The organism is Pseudomonas koreensis (assembly GCF_012986595.1).
In the GTDB taxonomy this organism is placed as follows: Bacteria; Pseudomonadota; Gammaproteobacteria; order Pseudomonadales; family Pseudomonadaceae; genus Aquipseudomonas; species Aquipseudomonas koreensis.
In genome coordinates, this window is record NZ_JAAQYM010000007.1 from 389,337 (window position 1) to 409,286 (window position 19,950).

Annotated in this window: 13 protein-coding genes; 8 read left to right on the top strand and 5 right to left on the bottom strand. The window is 60.6% G+C overall.

All coding sequences use genetic code 11. The annotated features are described in order from the left end of the window. Nucleotides 1–71 precede the first annotated feature (71 nt). The 5 genes from HBN98_RS22880 to HBN98_RS22900 all read left to right on the top strand — a co-directional run bounded on the left by HBN98_RS22880 (nt 72) and on the right by HBN98_RS22900 (nt 8,450). Nucleotides 72–2,714, top strand: coding sequence for a TonB-dependent receptor (locus tag HBN98_RS22880; RefSeq protein WP_083368936.1), 2,643 nt, complete (start codon nt 72–74; stop codon nt 2,712–2,714). A gap of 226 nt (nt 2,715–2,940) precedes the next feature. Beyond that, nucleotides 2,941–4,791 carry an extracellular solute-binding protein gene (locus HBN98_RS22885; RefSeq protein ID WP_083368937.1) on the top strand — a complete coding sequence of 617 codons (1,851 nt, stop codon included), beginning with the start codon at nt 2,941–2,943 and terminating at the stop codon, nt 4,789–4,791. Beyond that, the gene (locus HBN98_RS22890) at nt 4,778–5,842 is read left to right on the top strand and encodes a microcin C ABC transporter permease YejB (protein WP_083368938.1); all 1,065 of its coding nucleotides are present in this window, start codon (nt 4,778–4,780) and stop codon (nt 5,840–5,842) included. The genes HBN98_RS22885 and HBN98_RS22890 overlap by 14 nt, the downstream gene beginning before the upstream one ends. Then, entirely contained in the window at nt 5,842–6,864 is a 1,023-nt protein-coding gene (locus HBN98_RS22895; protein ID WP_083368939.1) for an ABC transporter permease, read from the top strand. The genes HBN98_RS22890 and HBN98_RS22895 overlap by 1 nt, the downstream gene beginning before the upstream one ends. Nucleotides 6,865–6,878: 14 nt before the next feature. Further along, nucleotides 6,879–8,450, top strand: a complete 1,572-nt coding sequence (locus HBN98_RS22900) for an ABC transporter ATP-binding protein (protein ID WP_083368940.1) — start codon at nt 6,879–6,881, stop codon at nt 8,448–8,450. Between the two features lie 51 nt (nt 8,451–8,501). Here the strand turns inward: HBN98_RS22900 and HBN98_RS22905 are convergent, their stop codons facing one another. After that, nucleotides 8,502–8,819 carry an SCP2 sterol-binding domain-containing protein gene (locus tag HBN98_RS22905; RefSeq protein ID WP_064587748.1) on the bottom strand — a complete coding sequence of 106 codons (318 nt, stop codon included), beginning with the start codon at nt 8,817–8,819 and terminating at the stop codon, nt 8,502–8,504. A 49-nt stretch (nt 8,820–8,868) separates the two neighbouring features. Continuing rightward, the gene (locus tag HBN98_RS22910) at nt 8,869–9,579 is read right to left on the bottom strand and encodes a histidine phosphatase family protein (RefSeq protein ID WP_083368941.1); all 711 of its coding nucleotides are present in this window, start codon (nt 9,577–9,579) and stop codon (nt 8,869–8,871) included. Nucleotides 9,580–9,784: 205 nt separating this feature from the next. Here HBN98_RS22910 and sohB point away from each other — a divergent pair, with 205 nt between their 5' ends. Further along, the gene (gene sohB, locus HBN98_RS22915; RefSeq protein WP_083368942.1) at nt 9,785–10,816 is read left to right on the top strand and encodes a protease SohB; all 1,032 of its coding nucleotides are present in this window, start codon (nt 9,785–9,787) and stop codon (nt 10,814–10,816) included. A gap of 250 nt (nt 10,817–11,066) precedes the next feature. After that, complete coding sequence (locus HBN98_RS22920; protein WP_229755042.1) at nt 11,067–15,845, top strand: NEL-type E3 ubiquitin ligase domain-containing protein; 4,779 nt, start codon at nt 11,067–11,069, stop codon at nt 15,843–15,845. 68 nt (nt 15,846–15,913) lie between these two features. Here HBN98_RS22920 and HBN98_RS22925 read toward each other — a convergent pair whose 3' ends face one another. Both HBN98_RS22925 and HBN98_RS22930 read right to left on the bottom strand, forming a co-directional pair. Beyond that, entirely contained in the window at nt 15,914–16,408 is a 495-nt protein-coding gene (locus tag HBN98_RS22925; RefSeq protein ID WP_047598609.1) for a DUF934 domain-containing protein, read from the bottom strand. Further along, a complete protein-coding gene (locus HBN98_RS22930; RefSeq protein WP_083368944.1) occupies nt 16,392–18,050 on the bottom strand; it encodes a nitrite/sulfite reductase in 1,659 nt (552 codons plus the stop codon). The genes HBN98_RS22925 and HBN98_RS22930 overlap by 17 nt, the downstream gene beginning before the upstream one ends. Before the next feature lie 524 nt (nt 18,051–18,574). Here HBN98_RS22930 and HBN98_RS22935 point away from each other — a divergent pair. Continuing rightward, a complete protein-coding gene (locus tag HBN98_RS22935) occupies nt 18,575–19,648 on the top strand; it encodes an ABC transporter substrate-binding protein (RefSeq protein WP_083368945.1) in 1,074 nt (357 codons plus the stop codon). Between the two features lie 6 nt (nt 19,649–19,654). On the opposite strand, the gene HBN98_RS22940 is transcribed toward HBN98_RS22935, so the two are convergent. Then, nucleotides 19,655–19,873 carry a DUF2970 domain-containing protein gene (locus HBN98_RS22940; protein ID WP_064587742.1) on the bottom strand — a complete coding sequence of 73 codons (219 nt, stop codon included), beginning with the start codon at nt 19,871–19,873 and terminating at the stop codon, nt 19,655–19,657. Nucleotides 19,874–19,950 lie beyond the last annotated feature (77 nt).

A 19,950-nucleotide genomic window follows, 5' to 3' on the forward strand; every position in this document is an offset into this window, starting at 1 on the left:
AATCGGCCTCTATAAAACACCGCTGTCCATTGCACATCCCTGCATAAACCAAAACGCAGGGATGGCTGTTCATGATCCATTTTTCACCCGTTAGATCCCGTTTGATCCTGGCCTTGCTGCTGGCGATCAATACCTTGCCGGCAGTCGCTGCCGACGAGCCCACTACTCAGTTGCAACGGGTCGAGGTCACCGGTACGGCGATCCGTCGGGTCGATGCGGAAACCGCGGTGCCGGTCACCATCCTGCGAGTTGAAGAACTGCGCGAGCAGGGGGTGAGCACCACGGAAGAACTGGTGAGCCGGATTTCCGCCAACCAGTCCTCGGTTGGCTCCGGCCGTTCGGTGGGTTCGAGCAGTGGCGGGGCGTCGTATGCCGATTTGCGTGGTATCGGCCCGAACAAGACCCTGGTGCTGCTCAATGGCCGCCGGTTGAGCAACAACGCGACCAATGCGATCAATGGTTCCGGCGTTGACCTGAATACCATTCCGTTCGCCGCCATCGACCGCGTGGAAGTACTGCGTGACGGCGCGTCGGCGTTGTACGGCACCGATGCGATTGGCGGGGTGATCAACTTCATCACCAAGACCAGTCTTACCGAAGGCCAGCTCAGCACCAACTACGACACCCCGACCCATGCCGGCGGTGGTGAAAGTCGCAACTTCAGCGGCAGCTGGGGCTTTGGCGATTTACAGGATGATCGTTTCAATGTGTTCGGCGTAGTCAGTTATGACAAGCAGCAACGTCTGGCCGCCGAAGACCGTGGCTACACCTACAACTACCAGCCCGGACGTGGCCTGGATTACACCTCCGGCACTGCATCGCCGGCCAACTGGAGTCAGGGCAGCAACGCCACCAACCCGTTGGCCGGTTCCGGTTGCAACGCGCCGGGGCTGTTGGCGCGCAATGGCATCTGCCGCCAGAGCCTGTGGAATTATCTTGATCTGGTGCCGGAAACCGAGAAGACCTCGGCGTTCGCCAAAGCCACCGGCAAGCTCGCGGACGATCACAACGTCAGCCTCGAATACTTCTGGGCCCGCAACGAAAACCGCACGCAGATCGGCCCCGGCACGCTGATGGGCAATCAGGTCAATCCCGGCACCACGTTCTATCCCGGTAATGGCATTACCCCCGGGCCTAACGGTTTCGCCCTCGACCCGACGCAACCGGTGGACGTGAATTGGCGCGAAACCGCCGTCGGCGCCCGCCAGCATGAAGACGACAACACCGGCCAGCGCTTGCTGTTGAGTTTTGACGGCAGCGTGGTCGGCTGGGATTACAACGTCGGCGCGTCGTACAACCAGAACAAAGTGGTGAATGCCATCGAGGCCGGTTATGTCAACGACCGCGCGGTCAGCGCCGGTATTGCCAACGGCATCATCAACCCGTTTGGCGCGCAGACTGCTGCCGGGCAGGCGTTACTGGCCGCCAACGCAGTGGACGGCGATTACTCGACGGCGGTAGGACGGGTCAAGGCGATTGACGGGCGGGTCAGCCGCGAGATCGGTGACTGGTTCGGTGCCGGCCCCTCGGCGTTGGCGCTGGGCGGCGAATATCGCAAGGAGGATTTCCATCAGGACTTCGCCCAATTCGCCGCCGATGTGCAAAGCCTGGGCGTCGATCCGAATGCCAGTGTCGCTGGCGACCGCAGCGTCTCGGCGCAGTACGCCGAGGTCAACGTGCCGGTGCTCGACAGCCTCGAATTGTCTGCGGCTGTGCGTCACGACAAGTACAGCGACTTCGGCAGCACCACCAACCCGAAATATTCGTTTCGCTTCCAGCCGTTCAAAGAGCTGGTGGTGCGGGGCGCCTACAGCGAAGGTTTCCGCGCGCCGTCACTGTACGAGTTGTACAACCCCAACTTCACTACCTTCACCGTCGCCAACTACAACGATCCACGGCTGTGTGCCGGCGGCAACCCGAGCAACGGCGGCATCGCCAACCGCGACTGCGCCCAGCAGTTCTACAGCCGCACCGGTGGCAACACGGACCTCAGCCCGGAAACCGCGCGCAACGTCACTCTCGGGTTTGTTTACCAGCCGTTCGAGCGCCTGACCGCCGGGCTGGATTTCTGGTGGATCAACATTGCCAACCAGATCGCCGAATTTCCGGAGTCAGCGGTGTTCGAGAACCCGGAGCTGTACCCGGACCGCCTGGTTCGCAAGGCTGATGGCTCCATCGATCACATCGTCACGGGCCTGGCCAACCTCGGCAAGATCAAGACTAACGGCGTTGACGTCAGCTTCGATTACCGCCTGCCGAGCACCCCGTACGGCAACTTCGGCATCGGCCTGCAAGGCACTTACGTCAGCCGTTACGAGTATCAGCAGCAGCTCAAGGGCGACTACATCGACAAGCTCGGCGATTTCCGTGGCGGCGACTTTTCCTCGGCCGGTGCCGTGGCGCGCTGGCGTCACAGCCTGACCGGCAGCTTGAACTACGGCCCCTACGGTGTGGCGCTGACCAACCGCTACACCAGCGGTTACCACGACTCCGACCGCGAGACCCACGACTACGTCGGCTCGTACAACGTTTGGGACCTGGCCGGCACCTACACCTGGCGCAAGACCCTGAGCGTGACCCTCGGTGCGAAAAACCTGTTCGACCGCGAGCCACCGTTCAGCAACCAGACCTACACCTTCCAGAGCGGTTACGACCCGAAATACGGCGACCCGTTTGGGCGGACGCTGTACACGCGGGTCAATTACAAGTTCTGAAAATGCCCAGAGGGGTCGGGTTTTAGTCACTTATCGTTCTAAAACCCGCCCTATAAAAATCGCCGGCCTGTTGCACATCACAGGTAGGCAGAAAGTTTGGTGACTGTTGCGCCGCCATCGCCAGCAGGCTGGCTCCCACATGGGTTCTGTGTCCAACGCAAGAAACTGTGGGAGCTGGCTTGCCAGCGATGAGGCCATAAGCAGCACCTTTGAAAAGGATCTGCCAATGTTCTCCAGGCTCATTCTGTTCAGCGCTTTTGCGCTGTTAAGCCCATTCAGTTGGGCCACCCCACAACCAGCCCTCACGGTCTACGGCGAAGCCCCGAAATACGCCCCGGACTTCCAGCACCTGGCCTACGCCAACCCCAACGCCCCCAAGGGCGGCACGCTGCGCCGCTCCTCGCTGGAAAGCGGCCCGTTCGACCACTTGATTCCCTACATCGATAAAGGCACCGGCGTGGCCGAGGTCGATGGCTGGCTCTACGCGCCGCTGGCCTATCGCAGCAAGGACGAACCCTACAGCGTCTACGGTCTGGTGGCGCAGCAGATGGAACTGGATTCGGATCGCCGCTGGCTGCGTTTCTACCTCAATCCCAAGGCCCGGTTCGACGACGGCACGCCGATCACCGCCGAAGACGTGCGCTATACCTTCGAGCTGTTCACCACTCAGGGCAGCCTCAAATACCGCCAGCAGTTTCGTGACGTCGCCGAGGTCGTGGTGGAGTCGCCGACGCAAGTGCGCTTCAACTTCAAGAACAGCGACAGCCGTACCTTGCCGCTGGATCTGGCGACGCTGCCGGTGCTGCCCGAACACTGGTGGCACACGCGCAACTTCGCCGAGGGCGCTGGTTTCGAGATCCCGCCGGGCAGCGGCCCGTACCGCATCAGCGCGGTGGATGCCGGGCGCAGCGTGAAATTTCAGCGCGTCGCCGACTGGTGGGCCAAGGACCTGCCGATCACGCGTGGCTTGTATAACTTCGACCACTTGAGCGTGGAGTTCTTTGCTGACACGGATGTTTCCCGGCAAGTGCTCAAGGCCGGCGGCTTCGACTACAACCGCGAGTTCTCCGCGACCAGCTACACCATCGGGTATGCCGGTGCCGCTCTGGAGCAGGGCAAGTTGCTCCGCGAACATCTGGCGCCCGGTGCCGCGCAGGGCTCGCAAGGTTTCGTGTTCAACCTGCAGAAGCCCATGTTTCAGGATCGCCGGGTGCGTCAGGCAATCGCCATGCTCTGGGATTTCGAATGGAGCAATCGGCAGATGATGCGCAGCATGTACCTGCGCCAACGCAGTTACTTCTCGCACAGTGCGTTGGCGGCCACCGAATTGCCGGACGCCGAGGAGCTGAAAATCCTCGAGCCGTGGCGCGGCAAGATTCCTGACGAGGTGTTCACCCAAGTATTTGAAGCGCCGAAAACCGACGGCAGCGGCAACGTCCGCGCCGAGCAATTGCAGGCGTTGAAACTGCTGGAATCCGCCGGCTGGAAACCCCGTGGCGATCAGTTGGTGAACGCCCGTGGCGAGCCGCTGCAGTTCACCTTTCTCAACGGCCAGAAGGGCTTCGAGCGCCTGTTGCTGCCGTTCAAGCGCAACCTGGCGCAGATCGGCATCGGTTTCGATATCCGCCAGGTCGACACCGCGCAATACACCAACCGCGTGCGCAATCGCGATTACGACATGATTGTGGTCGGCTACCCGGTGAGTCAGGCGCCGGGGCGCGAGATGTTCAACTATTTCGGCGCCGACGGGGCGGACGATCCCGGCTCCAACAACTACATGGTGCTGCGCGATCCCGTCGTCGATGCCCTGCTCGAAGGGCTGGTGCAGGCCGACAACCGCGACAGCCTGTTACGCCATGCGCATGCCCTGGATCGGGTGTTGCAGTGGGGCTATTACTGGATTCCCAATTACTACCCGCCGGGGATTTCCACGGTGTGGTGGAACCGTTTCGGCCGCCCGGCGACGGCCCCGCTGTACGACGCCGGACTCGACACCTGGTGGGAAGTCAGCCCCACCGCGCTGACTGCCGCGCAGATGCAGCAACAGCAAAAGGAGTACGCCCATGTGGGGTTATAGCCTGCGGCGTCTGCTGCTGATCGTGCCGACGCTGTTGGCGATTCTGTTGGTCAATTTCGTGATTGTGCAGGCCGCGCCGGGTGGCCCGGTGGAGCAGGCGATTGCGCGCTTGCAGGGCATCGGTGTCGGCGCTGCGGTGGGCGGTGGCCATGTGGAAACCGTCGGCGGCGAATCCCGCGCCACCCGTGGCCTCGACCCGAAACTGGTGGCAGACATCGAGCGTCAGTACGGCTTCGACAAACCCGCCGGTGAGCGCCTGTGGCTGATGCTCAAAAGCTACGCGCAACTGGATTTCGGCCAGAGCTTTTTCCGCGGTGCCAGTGTCACCGAGTTGATCTGGCAAAAGCTCCCGGTGACGTTGTCGCTGGGCCTGTGGGCGACGCTGATCACCTATCTGGTGTCGATCCCGCTGGGCATTCGCAAAGCGGTGCACAACGGGTCGGCGTTCGATGTCTGGAGCAGCGTGGCGATCATCGTCGGCTACGCGATGCCGGGGTTTCTGTTTGCGCTGCTGCTGATCATCGTGTTTGCCGGCGGCAGCGCGCTGGACTGGTTTCCGGTGCGCGGACTGGTCTCGGACAACTTCGCCGAGCTGTCGCCGTGGGCCAAGGTCGCGGACTACTTCTGGCATCTGGTATTGCCGGTCACCGCGCTGGTCATCGGTGGATTCGCCACGCTGACCATCCTCACCAAAAACAGCTTTCTCAACGAGATCTCGCGGCTGTATGTGGTGACGGCGCGGGCCAAGGGCCTGAGTGAACGTCAGGTGCTGTACGGCCATGTGTTTCGCAACGCGATGCTGCTGGTGGTGGCCGGTCTGCCTCAGGCACTGGTGACGGTGTTTTTCGGCGGTTCGCTGCTGATCGAAGTGATCTTCTCGCTGGATGGCCTCGGTCGCCTGAGTTACGAAGCGGCGGTGTCCCGCGATTACCCGGTGGTGTTCGGTGCGCTGTCCATCTTCACCCTGTTCGGCCTGCTGATAAAACTGCTCGGCGACCTGTGCTACACGCTGGTCGACCCGCGCATCGACTTCACCGCGAGGACTGCCTGATGCTGACCTTATCCCCCATCGGCCAGCGTCGCTGGGCGCGCTTCAAGGCTCATCGGCGTGGCTGGTGGTCGTTGTGGCTGTTTCTGCTGTTGTTCGGCCTGAGCCTGGGCGGCGAACTGATCGCCAATGACAAACCGCTGCTGGTCGAATATCAGGGCCAGTGGTATTTCCCGGCGTTCAAGCGCTACACCGAGCAGGATTTTGGTGGCGAGCTGCCGTTCCAGCCGGACTATCGCAGCGCGCAGGTGCGGCAATTGATCGAGGGGCAGGGCGGGCGCCTGTGGTTTGCGCCCATTGCGTTCGGCTTTGATACGGTCAACTACGACCTGACGGAACCGGCACCGAGTCCGCCGAGCGGCGAGAACTGGCTGGGCACCGACGATCAGGCGCGGGACGTGCTGGCGCGAGTGATCTTCGGCACCCGGGTGTCGTTGCTGTTCGCTTTGGCGTTGACCGCCGCGAGTGCGCTGATCGGCATCGCCGCCGGTGCCTTGCAGGGCTATTACGGTGGTTGGGTCGATCTGCTCGGGCAGCGATTGCTGGAGGTGTGGTCGGGACTGCCGGTGTTGTACCTGCTGATCATCCTGTCCGGCTTCGTCGAGCCGAATTTCTGGTGGTTGCTGGGGATCATGGCGCTGTTTTCCTGGCTGAGTCTGGTTGACGTAGTACGCGCCGAGTTCCTGCGCAGCCGTGGCCTGGAGTACGTAAAAGCCGCGCGGGCGCTGGGGGTAAGTGACGCGCAGGTGATCAGCCGCCACATCCTGCCCAACGCGATGAGCGCTACCTTGACGTATCTGCCGTTCATTCTCACCGGGGCGATTGCCACGTTGTCGGCGCTGGATTTTCTCGGTTTCGGCATGCCCGCCGGCAGCGCTTCGCTGGGCGAACTGATCGGCCAGGGCAAGAGCAATCTGCAAGCGCCATGGTTGGGGCTGACGGCATTTTTTGCCCTGGCGCTGATTCTTTCTCTGTTGGTGTTCATCGGCGAAGCCTGCCGAGATGCTTTTGATCCGCGCGCTTGAGCCGAGGAGTTGATATGAGCGATAACCTGATCGAAATACGCGACCTGCGCGTTGCCTTCAACGGCCAGCCAGTGGTGCACGGCATCGACCTCGATATCCGCCCGGGTGAATGTCTGGCGCTGGTCGGTGAGTCGGGCTCGGGCAAATCGGTGACCGCGCACAGCATCCTGCAATTGCTCGACCCGAATATCACGCGGATCGACGGCAGCATTCGCTATGCCGGTGAAGAACTGCTCGGCGTGCATGAGCGTTATCTGCGCCAGTTGCGCGGTAACCGCATTGCGATGATTTTTCAGGAGCCGATGAGCTCGCTCAATCCGCTGCACACGATCGAACGGCAACTCGGTGAAAGCCTGGCGCTGCACAAAGGCCTGGCGGGCGTGCAGGCCCGTGAGCGCATTCTCGAATTGCTCGAACTGGTCGGCATCCACAAACCCCGTGAGCGCTTGAAGGCCTATCCGCATCAGCTCTCGGGCGGCCAGCGCCAGCGGGTGATGATTGCCATGGCGCTGGCCTGCGAGCCGCAATTGCTGATCGCCGACGAACCCACCACGGCGCTGGACGTGACCGTGCAGCGCCGGATTCTGTTGCTGCTCAAAGAGCTGCAACAGCGGCTCGGCATGGCGCTGCTGATCATCAGCCATGACCTGAATCTGGTGCGCACCATCGCTCAGCGGGTGGCGGTGATGCGCGGTGGACGGATCGTCGAGCAGGCATCGTGCGAGCAACTGTTCCGCGCACCCCAGCATCCTTACAGCATCGAGTTGCTCAATGCCGAGCCCGGCGGGCATGCCTTATGCCTCGACGCGACCGAGGACTTGCTGCAGGTGCGCGACCTGAACGTGCGTTTTCGTCTGGGTGGGGGTGGGTGGCGGCCCAAAACCTACCTGCAGGCGGTCAAGGGCATCGATCTGAATCTGCAGCGTGGCAAGACGTTGGGGATTGTCGGCGAATCGGGGTCGGGCAAGTCGACATTGGGGCAGGCGATTTTGCGCCTGATCGACGCCGAGGGCAGCATTCGCTTTGCCGGTGAGGCGCTGGAGCCATTGAGTGGCAAGCAGCTGAGGCCGCTGCGCAAACGCCTGCAAGTGGTGTTTCAGGATCCGTTCGGCAGCCTCAGCCCGCGCCTGTCTGTGGCGCAGATCATCGCCGAGGGTTTGCAGGTACACAGCGAATTGAACGCGGCGCAGCGTGAGCAGGCGGTGATCGATGTGCTGCGTGAAGTCGGTCTCGATCCGGCAACACGGCATCGCTATCCCCACGAATTTTCCGGTGGGCAGCGGCAACGCATCGCGATTGCCCGGGCGCTGGTGCTCAAGCCCGACCTGATCCTGCTCGATGAGCCGACCTCGGCCCTGGATCGCACGGTGCAAAAACAGATCGTCGCGTTGTTGCGCCGCTTGCAGGAGGAGCACGGCCTGACCTACCTGTTCATCAGTCACGACCTGGCGGTGGTAAGGGCGCTGGCCCATGACCTGATTGTGATGAAGGAGGGCGAGGTGGTGGAACGCGGCGAGACCCGCGAGCTGTTCAGCGCTGCAAAGCACCCTTATACGCAGGAGTTGCTGGCAGCTTCTTTCGCCTGAACGCAAAAATCCCGCCACCAGGGCGGGATTTTCTTTAAACCGAACGACGTCTTACGACGGGAACAGTTCGGACAGTTTCATCGACAGCATCATGTCGCCTTCAACGCGCAGCTTGCCGCCCATGAAAGCCTGCATGCCGTCGGTCTCACCGCTGACGATACCTTTCAGCGTTTCGCTGTCCAGCACCAGGGTGCAGTTGGCGTCAGGGTTTTCACCTTCCTGGATGTTGCAAGTGCCATCTTTGACGATCAGCGCGTAGTGCTTGTCTTCGTCGGTGATGTTGAAACCGAAGACCAGATCCAGACCGGCAGCGGCGGCTGGGTTGAACTTGGCTTGCATCGCTTTTACGGCATCAGCTACGGAGGTCATGGTTCGATCCTTATTGGGTTGATTGCAGCAGGGTCACAGTTATCCGGACTCAACGGAAAGTGATGAGTTCCGGAGCCTTCAGCAGCTGCAGATGTGCATGACTGTTGAAGGAAGCCAAAGCCACCTCGCGACCGCGGAACTTCAGCTGGTTGAGCGAGGTGTTGACGATTTGCCAATTCAGTTCAAAGGCCTGTCTGGCAGGCATTCGGGTAATCAGGTGGAGCAGGGCGGTGATGGTGCCGCCAGAGGTGAACACGGCGATTTTCTGCTGGCCGTCGGCCTGTTCCAGGATGCGCTGCAGCCCGGCCTGAACCCGCTCGACGAAACCCAGCCAGCTTTCCAGGCCCGGGGTGTCGTAAGTGCCGACCAGCCAGCGCTCGATGACCAGGGCGAAAATGCGCTGGAATTCGGTGCGGTTCTGCGCCGCGTTGCGCAGGATATCGATGGCTTCCGGTTCGTCCGCGAGCATGGCGGGAATCAGCGCGCGGATCACCGCGTCGGCATCGAACTCGTTGAACGCAGCGTCGGTTTCCAGGGGCGGTACCGGCAGGCCTTTGGCGGTGAATTGCACCAGCGCGCTGGTGGCCGTGTGTTGCTGACGACGCAGGTCGCCCGCCAGGCAGCGATCGAAGCAGATTCCCAGCTCGGCCAGGTGCTGACCGAGGATTTCTGCCTGGCGCACACCGATCGGCGAGAGGACGTCATAGTCGTCTGCACCAAAGGAGGCCTGGCCATGTCGAATCAGATAGATGCTGCCCACGTCCGCGTCATCCCGGTACGTTGAAGGTTGTGGCGAGGTTATGAGGATGACGGAGTGCTGTCAATGAAAAAACATACGCTTGTTTGAAATGCTCGTTACAGGCCTGTTGCCAGAGGTTTCACGGCTGGTCGACAAGGCGGCGCATGAGTATGCTGGGACCATCCCGCGCGTGTTATGCATCCGCGCATTGTTTTAAGGAGTCGCTGTGGAGTTTTTCACCGAATACGCCAGTTTCCTGGCCAAGACCGTAACCCTGGTGGTCGCCATTCTGGTGGTGCTCGCCAGTTTTGCTGCATTGCGCAGCAAGGGCCGGCGCAAGTCGGCAGGGCAGTTGCAGGTCAGCAAGCTCAACGATTTCTACAAGGGCTTGCGTGAGCGCCTGGAGCAGACCCTGCTCGACAAGGATCAGCTCAAGGCCTTGCGCAAGGGCCAGGCCAAATCGGAAAAGACCGAGAAGAAGCAGAAGAACAAACCCGAGGCCAAATCCCGGGTGTTCGTGCTGGATTTCGACGGTGACATCAAGGCCTCGGCCACCGAAAGCCTGCGCCATGAAATCACTGCACTGCTGACCCTCGCCACGCCGAAAGACGAAGTGGTGCTGCGTCTGGAAAGTGGTGGCGGCATGGTCCACAGCTATGGCCTGGCGTCGTCGCAACTGGCGCGTATTCGTGAGGCCGGCGTGCCGTTGACCGTGTGCATCGACAAGGTCGCGGCCAGCGGCGGCTATATGATGGCGTGCATCGGCGAGAAGATCATCAGCGCACCGTTCGCGATTCTCGGTTCGATCGGCGTGGTCGCACAGCTGCCTAACGTCAACCGTCTGCTGAAGAAGCACGACATCGATTTCGAAGTGCTGACCGCCGGTGAGTACAAACGCACCCTGACCGTGTTTGGCGAAAACACCGAGAAGGGCCGGGAGAAGTTCCAGGAAGATCTGGACATCACCCACCAGTTGTTCAAGAACTTCGTGGCCCGCTATCGGCCACAACTGGCCATCGATGAAGTGGCGACCGGGGAAGTCTGGCTCGGTGTTGCGGCGCTGGACAAACAATTGGTCGATGAACTCAAGACCAGTGACGAATATCTGGCTGACAAGGCGAAGAAAGCCGAGGTCTACCATCTGCATTACGCCGAGCGCAAAAGCTTGCAGGAACGCATCGGCATGGCGGCCAGCGGTTCGGTGGATCGGGTGTTGTTGAGCTGGTGGAGTCGCTTGACCCAGCAACGCTTCTGGTAAACGAGTTAAAAAGGCCCTTCATTGTTTTGCAATGAAGGGCCTTTTTTATTGCGGGTGGTATATATGTATTTTATAAGTTTGAAATGTTGATTGTGTCGCCGTTAGTTTGATCTGTTATTCGCGCTTTTATAAAAGAAGATGCTCGTTAAGCTGATCGTTCCTTTCAGCACTCGAGATCATCATGTCTACTTTGCCTGCCGCAAAAACAATAACCGTTCCAACCTCTGAACAAAAAGGCGTGTTCTTTGATTTGATCAAAAAGAATGCACCTCCCTGGGTGTTGGCGGCCTCGGAAGAGTTGCGCCGCGAACTCTACAACAGCCTGATGGCCAGTCATCGCACGCGCAATGCCGCAGGCGTATTGATGACGAAACTGCAGTCGCCGGAGCAGTTCTGCGCGCCGTTGCTGGCCAAGGCCATGTCCGACAAGTTGTCCAGTCCGCTGGACGTGACCGGTGTCGTATTTCAGCACGTGCGCTCGACGTCGAGCCTGCTGGGGCTGCGCAAAAAACTGGTGCTGCCGATCAATCGGGATCTGCTGGCCGCCGCGTGCGAGAACTTCGAATCCAGCGAAACCGAGGCGGGCAACTACAGCGATACTTCACTGATCTATATCCCGGAGAAATTAACCGGTAGCACTGCGTCGGTATTGCCAATAAAACCCCATGAGTTTGCACAGTTGTGCCGGACACTGGACTTGGGCAAAAAGTATCAGGCTCATCTCGAATCGGTATTTGAGCCCAAGGCCGAATCAAGCAACGTGCGCAACCAGTGCGTTGCCCATGTGCGAAGTTGCTTTGAGGTGGATCGGCATATTGCGCTGATGAGAAAACACATCAGCGAGCCGGTTTACCAAATGTTGAAATCGGTAAAGGACGGTGCCAGCCCGATCAAACTGGGGAAAAACACCCTGGGGTATCAGAGTCTGGAAATGTTCGATATGACCCTGCATGGCCCGTTGTTCATCGGGCCCGTCAGCGAACACGCCGACGATGATTATCGCTGCGTGGTTTACCTGCCGGGTGATCCGTTGCACCCGCTGAAAGAATACGCCTCGTTCACCGACTTCGAGGTCGAGTTGAGCAAGCGCCTGAAAAGTCCGCCATTCAAGACGTTTTTCATGGAATTCCTGAAGATGAGCGACCGGGCGGCCTTTCAACAGGAACTTAACATTCGCTTTTACCCCAGTGGCAGTTCACCACTGCCCAGTGCCGTCATCTACGCGACATTGACTGGCGTCGATGTGGAGGGAGACCCTTTTGCGCTGATACACCGTCAACAGGTCGCGCGGACGCTGGCAGACGCTCGACTTCTGGTGGTTCCCACTGATGATGAAGACGAGAAAACACGCCTCGCGCGCCTGGAAACCTACAAGGAAATCGGCATCGATCTGCTGTTGGTCGCGGTGTCGTTTCTGCCGGTGATAGGTGAAGTGCTGTTGACGGTGGGGGCTCTGCACCTGCTGTCGCAAGTGTATGAAGGGGTCGCAAGCTGGACCCGTGGCGAGCAGGAAGAGGCGACGGATCACCTGTTCGATGTCATTGAAAACCTCATTCTGATGGCGGCTTTCGCAGCCGGTGGGAAAACCATCGGGGTCACCTATAAAACCGTCAGGTCGTCGGCATTCGTCGAGCGTCTGATAGCGGTCAACCCGGGTGGTGGACGCCTGCGTCTGTGGAAGCCCGATCTCAAAGCCTACCGCCAGCCCCGGCGGTTGCCGAAAGGTTTACCCGTTGATGAGCGCGGATTGCGTTGGCTCGAAGGGCAGGCTTACGTCACCCTCGACACCGATCGGTACGCGGTGCGTCAGAAATCCGAGACTGAGCTGTGGGAAGTGTTGCCACCCAGGGGCGCAGCGGACAGCTATCGTCCGCTGCTCGAAACCAATGGCCGCGGCGCCTGGCGTCATGACTCGGAACGTGTGCAGGAGTGGGGGCGGCTGACCTTGTTCCGCCGCTTCGGCTACAGCAGCGAAGCAATCCCGGACACCACCGCATCGCGCATTCTGGCGGTCAGTGGGCTTGAAGACAGCGTGTTGCGTCAGGTGCATATCGATCAAGGGCAGACCCCGGCATTGCTGGTCGATACGGCGCGACGTTTCATGGCGGACGCCGCGGTCAGGGAATTCATCGGGCAGTTGCAATCTACGGACTCAGCGGCGCTGGCCGACCCCGATCTGCAGATGCACTTGCTCACCGCCGCCGTGAAATGGCCGTCCGACAGCTCGATCAGCGTGGTCAACGCACTGGATCGGCAGGTCAGCCGTTATGGCCCGGAAACAGCCAAGAACGTGATCCGCCTGACTGAGCAGGCGTTGCACAAAGGACAGTTGCACGATTCGCTGCTGTCGGGTCTTGCGCAACACCAGCGAGAAAACCTGCTCGGTACGGCGTCCACGGATACGGCAGTGCAAGCGCGGGAACTGAAGCGGATCATCGCCGCACAGGCTGAAGCCGCACGCCCCGGTCTGTTTCGGCGGGTTTACCAGCGTAGCGAAGCTCCGGGCCATCCGCGGGTCGCGGTGTTGATGGAAAACTTTACCGATTTGCCCGCCAGTGTGGCCGAAGAACTGGTGAACAACGCCTTCAGTGGCGAATGGCGCGAACTGGACGCGAAACGGGTGCCTTTGCGCCTGGCGGAGGAAGCCCGGCGTTACCAGCAGATGATCCGTGTGTGTCGCGCGTACGAAGGTTTTTATCTCGACGGGGCGGGAGGACAGTACACCAATCGGCTGGTGCTCGATGCACTTGAACACCTGCCGGGCTGGTCGGACTCCGCGTTCGCGCAAATACTTGAATGGACCGATACCCGTGGTTCGGCGGCCGCGATTGGCTCGGCGAAAGCGAGCGAACGGACGGTGGTCAGCGTGTTCTCGGATCGAATCAACGTCATTCAGGGCGCCGACGCGCCGCTGGTGTCCTTCACCAGGCGCACCCGTGAACATTATTTCCGGGCGCTGTGGATGGGACTCTCGACGCAACGCAAGACCGCGCTGGGCGTACAAGCGGATAACGGTGCCGCGACCCTGCAGGCGAAGATTACCCAACTGGCGCTGGAGCGCCGGGCGATTTTCGCGCCGACTCTGGGGGCGCGGCCGGGGAATCTGTCGCCAATGGGGCTGAGCGAGCGTCCTGCAGTGGTGCCCGGCACGGAATCCGGCGAGGTCAGCAACGCCATGGTGCGACGGGCCCAGGCGCTTTATCCCCTGCACACCCCGGCGCAGATTCACCGTTTGCTCAATGCCCTGGGCACAGACGAAGTCACGGTGCTGAGGAAGCTTGAAGTGTTGCGACTGGAATTTTTTGGTCTCAGGGAAACCTTGAGTCGCTGGGTCAGCCGTCAGACCTGGCATTTGACGGCCGCTGGCGTGCGGCAGGCGACGCCTCGGGCCAGCAAGCTGCGCGCGATGCGCGCGATCATTCGCAGCTGGCGCCGAGAGCCGGGAAATGTCGCTGCAGACACAAGTTTATACGCCACATTGCAATTCGCGCCGGAGCCTTTGGGCGAACTCCCGCTGATAGACGCCGATTTCAGCCATGTCGGGCGGGTGATCATGGACGGCGTAATGCCCCATGCCGGGCTGAGCGCGTTTCTGCGTCAGTTCAGCCAGTTGCGCAGCCTGTCGCTGAGTGACAATCAGCTCAGCCAGCTTCCAGAGTCGCTGGAGCGGATACGCTGGCTGACGCACCTGGACCTGAGCAATAACCGTTTGCTGTCCTCCGAGGCATCGCTTGCTCAACTGGGGCGAATGAAGGACCTGCGCGTGCTGCACCTGGATTTCAACCCGAACCTGGCGCAGGTTCCCGATCTCGGTGCGCTTGAGCATCTCGAACAGTTGACCGTACGCGGCAGCAGGATTGCGTATTGGCCGCAGGGGCTTTCCGGTCTGCGCCGATTGCAATTGCTGGATCTGCGCGACAATCGGATAGAGACCCTTCCGGCGCAGGTGTTCGACACTGCCCACGCGCTGCAGATGATTCGGATGCACGGTAATCCGTTGTCCGCCGAAACGCTGAAAAAGATTGCCACGAATCAGCAGACTTTCGGCGCCCGGTTCGGCGTGACCCCGATGGGGGCGCGCAAATCTTCACTGGAGACGGCGGCACAGGAAAACCAAAGTGTGCAATGGCTGGCCGGCGAAAGCGCCAGCGTGGCGTCGTCCCGGCGCGAGGTGTGGGATGCATTGCGAGCGTTGCCCAATTCCACTGATTTTTTCCATGTGCTTCTGCAATTGGTGCACACCGCAGAATTCACCCGGGTTTACCCGCACTTGCGCCAGCGTGTCTGGAATGTCGTGGACGCGGCTGCCGGCAATCAGCGTCTGCGCCGTTCATTGTTTAATGCTGCGCGCAGCGCCAGGGTCAGCGTCGACGGCTACAGCGCACTGTTCAGCGAAATGGAGGTGCTGGTCTTGTGTGCCCAGGCGCGGGAGGCGACCACCACCGGCGCGCACGCGCTGGAAGAGCAATTGGTGAGCCTGCTCAAGGGCCTGTTCCGATTGCACGAAGTGGAAAGCCTGGCCCTGGTCGACATCAGCGCACGCTTTCACACCGCGCCTATGCAATACGATCAGGCACTGGAAGTCAGTCTGGCTTATCGGATGGGGCTGGCGCAGCGCCTGAGCCTGCCGGCGCAGCCCCGGACGCTGAGCAATCCCTTGAGTGTCGAGGTGTCAAAGAGCGCGCTGGATAAGGCCTATCAACAGGTGGTCAAGATCGAAAACAGCGGCGCCTTGCGTGACTGGAGCATGGCGCAGACATTCTGGATCGAGTATCTGGAGTCGGCCCACGGTGAGCGGTTTTCCGCCGTGAGCGAACAGACGGCGCAGGCGATGGCCCAACTGGAGGGGCAAATCGAACTGACGCGGGAGGCGGCCTCGACGCAGATGAATGCCATCCTCGACAACTTCAATAACCAGCGGCGGGAATTGATTGGCGAGTTGACCGATCAGGCGTTGGCACGCCATGTCGATCCGGCGCTGTCGACGACACCAGTGGCTGAAAAGGCTGGAGGCTCAAGCAAGCGCTGACGTTTTAAAGGGTCAGCCGGGAATGAACAACGCCTTGAGCCTGATGACAGGCTCAAGGCGTTTTTCAATCAGCGACGACGGAACAGCGGCAGCGGTTCGTCGGTGGCGGCCTGGTAAGTGACCGAGAAGTCCTTCAGGCTTTCGAGTGCATCGTACGGGTCTTTGTCGGCGCGCAAGGCGAACGCATCGAAACCGCAACGGCGCATGTAGAACAGCTGGTCGCGCAGCACATCGCCAATCGCCCGCAGTTCGCCTTTGAAACCGTAACGGTCGCGCAGCAGACGTGCGTTGGAGTAGTTGCGGCCATCGGTGAACGCCGGGAAGTTCAGGGCGATCACCTGGAACTGCGCGACGTCGTCACCGATTTCCTCGGCTTCTTCATCGGCGTCCAGCCACACACCCAGGCCGCCGTCGCGGGCTTTCAGGGCGTGAGCATGATCACGCCACAGGGCCAGCGGCACGATCAGGTCGTCGCAGTTGGAAATACCGTCGAGGGTCGCGTCCTTGGGCAGCAGGTGCCAGGTTTCGTCGACAACCTCGTTGTTCTTAATGATTCGCTGCATAGACGCGTTCCTTGAAGAGGTCGATGCCAATACGCTGGTAGGTGTCGATGAAGCGCTCGTCTTCGGTGCGTTGTTCAACGTACACGTCGATCAGCTTCGAGATCACGTCCGGCATGTCGTCCTGGGCGAAGGACGGGCCGAGGATCTTGCCCAGGCTTGCGTCACGGCTGGCGCTGCCACCAAGGGACACCTGGTAGAACTCCTCACCTTTCTTGTCCACCCCGAGGATGCCGATGTGGCCGACGTGGTGGTGACCACAGGCGTTCATGCAACCGGAGATGTTCAGGTCCAGCTCACCGATGTCGAACAGGTAGTCCAGGTCGTCGAAACGACGCTGGATCGATTCGGCGATCGGGATCGACTTGGCGTTGGCCAGCGAGCAGAAATCACCGCCAGGGCAGCAGATGATGTCGGTCAGCAGGCCGATGTTCGGCGTGGCGAAACCGCTCTCACGCAGTTCGCCCCACAGAGTGAACAACTGGCTTTGCTCGACGTCGGCAAGAATGATGTTCTGTTCGTGGGACGTGCGCAGTTGACCGAAGCTGTAACGCTCGGCCAGGTCGGCGACGGCGTCGAGCTGCTTGTCGGTAATGTCGCCCGGGGCAACGCCGGTCGGCTTCAACGACAGGGTCACGGCGACATAACCCGGTTTCTTGTGCGCCAGGGTGTTGCGGCTGCGCCAGCGGGCGAAACCCGGATGTTCTTTATCGAGTTCGGCCAGGGCGGCAGTCTGGTTGTCCAGCGCCTTGTAGTCGGGGTCGACGAAGTGCTTGGCGACGCGATGCAGTTCGGCTTCGGTCAAGGTGGTCTGGCCACCGCGCAGGTGTTCCATTTCCGCATCGACTTTCTGCGCGAAGACTTCCGGCGTGAGGGCTTTGACGAGGATCTTGATCCGCGCCTTGTATTTGTTGTCGCGACGGCCGTAGCGGTTGTAGACCCGCAGGATGGCGTCGAGGTAGCTCAGCAGGTCCTGCCACGGCAGGAACTCGTTGATGAACGCGCCGACCACCGGGGTACGGCCCAGGCCGCCGCCGACCAGCACGCGGAAACCCAGTTCGCCGGCTTCGTTGTGTACCGGCTCAAGGCCGATATCGTGGACTTCGATGGCTGCACGGTCAGCGGTCGAACCGTTGACGGCGATCTTGAATTTGCGTGGCAGGTACGCGAATTCCGGGTGGAATGTGGTCCACTGACGAACGATTTCGCACCACGGGCGCGGGTCGATCAACTCGTCGGCCGCGACACCGGCGAACTGGTCGGTGGTGACGTTGCGCAGGCAGTTGCCGCTGGTCTGAATCGCGTGCATCTGCACGGTGGCCAGTTCCGCGAGGATGTCCGGGATGTCTTCCACCGCCGGCCAGTTGAACTGCACGTTCTGCCGCGTACTGATGTGGGCGTAGCCCTTGTCGTAGTCGCGGGCAATCTTGGCCATCATGCGGGTCTGACGCGAAGTCAGCTGGCCGTAAGGCACCGCCACGCGCAACATCGGCGCGAAGCGCTGGATGTACAGGCCATTTTGCAGGCGCAGGGGGCGGAATTCTTCTTCGCTCAGCTCACCTGCCAGATAGCGTCGGGTCTGATCACGGAACTGCTTGACGCGGTCCTCGATGATCCGCTGATCGTACTCGTCGTATACGTACATATAAGTCCTGTTCTCAGGCTTTGGGCTACTCGGAAAACGCTGCGTTTTCGCTTGCTGGAGTCCGATGGTGCCTCTGCAATTACGCGCGCACGGCCGCGCACTCCCTAACGGAGCCGGGGCAATATACCCGTTTGCAGTTATGCGCAAAAGTGATGTTTGAGTATATGTAAAGAACCAAATCGCCTAACGAGAATAGTTGTTGATTAACCCACATTTGTCGCGGGGACAATCATCGTCTTAACTGTGATCGAGTCTTTCTGCAATCACCGATAAAACCGACAAGAGGCGATGCAATGAGCAACCCGACCAAGGCGAAAAAAAGCGATAGCAGTGTCGATGCGTGGGCCATTTTGTTCCTGATCATTCTCGTTGTAGGAACAGCGGTATTCTGGGTCAGTCATCAGTAAACGACCGATTCGGGCCCGCTTCCGACGATTGTCGGACAAAAAACGGGATCAGGCGTCAGTAGCCGCTGATTCGGGGGCTATAATGCGCGGCCATTTTTCCCCGGGCCCGAATCATTCATGTTGAAGTTTTTCCACCTCAGCCTCCTGCTGCTCGGCGCGGTTTTCGGACCCGCGGCCCGGGCCGAGTCGGTGCTGTTCCTCAATCCGGGTACCACCCAGGAAGCGTTCTGGGTCAGCTATTCGCAATTCATGCAGGCGGCGGCCCGGGACCTGGGCGTCGACTTGCAGATTCTTTATTCCCAGCGCCAGCCCGAACTCACCGTGGCTCAGGCGCGAGTCGCTCTGCAGGGGCCGAATCGGCCCGACTACCTGATGTTCGTCAACGAACAGTACATTGCCCCACAGATCCTGCGGCTGGCCGAGGGCAGTGGGGTCAAGCTGTTCATGGTCAACGCGGTGCTGACCGCCGATCAGCAGACGCTGGTCGGGGAACGACCCGATCACATCGCCAGCCTGGTGCCCAATGACGAGGAGGGCGGCTACCTGATGATGAAGGAGCTGATTCGCCTGCATCCGCCCGTGGCACGGGGTGAGTCGATCGAGGTGCTGGCATTCTCCGGCCTGAAGATCACCCCGTCGGCGCAATTGCGCGAACGGGGCATGCAGCGTGCCCTCGCCGAACATCCCCAGGTACGGCTGCGGCAACTGGTCTACGGCGAGTGGACACAGCAGCGCGCCTACGAACAGGCACGGCAACTGGTCGGCCGTTATCCGAACGTATCGCTGGTGTGGTCGGCCAATGACGAAATGGCGTTCGGCGCAATGCGCGCGTTCGCCGAGGTGGGCAAGGTGGCGGGCAAGGACGTGCTGTTCAGTGCGGTCAATACCTCGTCCGAGGCGTTGCGCGCCGTGGTCGATGGACGTTTGAGCGCACTGGTGGGCGGCCACTTTACCCTCGGTGGCTGGGCTCTGGTGGAATTGCACGACTATGATCAGGGCGTCGATCTGGCCCGGTATGGCGGGCGTGATCGCCAGTTGCCGCTGCTGCAACTGATCGACAAGAGTCAGGCCCAGCGGATGCTGGCCATGGGGTCAGCGCCGGGTTATGGCGTGAATTTTCGCAAACTGTCAGCCAAGGGCCGCCCGGCCTCGTATCGTTACCCGTTCGACCTGCAGACCCTTATGCACTGACAGCCCTCAGACACCAGCGAAATGCAGCACCAGTTTGACGATGGCAAACAGCATCAGGGCGAACACGGCGGTAAAGCCGATCCCCAGAATCACGAAGTGGCTGGGCTTGCCATGGGTGAAGTCCCTTGCCCGATTCTTCCCGCTCTGAACCCCGAATGCCGCTGCCATCACGCTGTGCAGCATCTGCCAGAAGCTTGGCGGTTTGTTGTCGACTGGATCGTCCATAAATCCCCCGTCTGAAGGTATGTCCGCAAAGCATAGCCAATCCGCCGCCATGTGCCGGTCAAACCCCGATTCGCCGA

Bases quoted from the DNA above. Each gene is read 5' to 3' on its own strand.
- HBN98_RS22880 (WP_083368936.1), top strand. From the start codon at position 72: ATGATCCATTTTTCACCCGTTAGATCCCGTTTGATCCTGGCCTTGCTG.
- HBN98_RS22885 (WP_083368937.1), top strand. From the start codon at position 2,941: ATGTTCTCCAGGCTCATTCTGTTCAGCGCTTTTGCGCTGTTAAGCCCA.
- HBN98_RS22890 (WP_083368938.1), top strand. From the start codon at position 4,778: ATGTGGGGTTATAGCCTGCGGCGTCTGCTGCTGATCGTGCCGACGCTG.
- HBN98_RS22895 (WP_083368939.1), top strand. From the start codon at position 5,842: ATGCTGACCTTATCCCCCATCGGCCAGCGTCGCTGGGCGCGCTTCAAG.
- HBN98_RS22900 (WP_083368940.1), top strand. From the start codon at position 6,879: ATGAGCGATAACCTGATCGAAATACGCGACCTGCGCGTTGCCTTCAAC.
- HBN98_RS22905 (WP_064587748.1), bottom strand. From the start codon at position 8,819: ATGACCTCCGTAGCTGATGCCGTAAAAGCGATGCAAGCCAAGTTCAAC.
- HBN98_RS22925 (WP_047598609.1), bottom strand. From the start codon at position 16,408: ATGCAGCGAATCATTAAGAACAACGAGGTTGTCGACGAAACCTGGCAC.
- HBN98_RS22930 (WP_083368944.1), bottom strand. From the start codon at position 18,050: ATGTACGTATACGACGAGTACGATCAGCGGATCATCGAGGACCGCGTC.
- HBN98_RS22935 (WP_083368945.1), top strand. From the start codon at position 18,575: ATGTTGAAGTTTTTCCACCTCAGCCTCCTGCTGCTCGGCGCGGTTTTC.
- HBN98_RS22940 (WP_064587742.1), bottom strand. From the start codon at position 19,873: ATGGACGATCCAGTCGACAACAAACCGCCAAGCTTCTGGCAGATGCTG.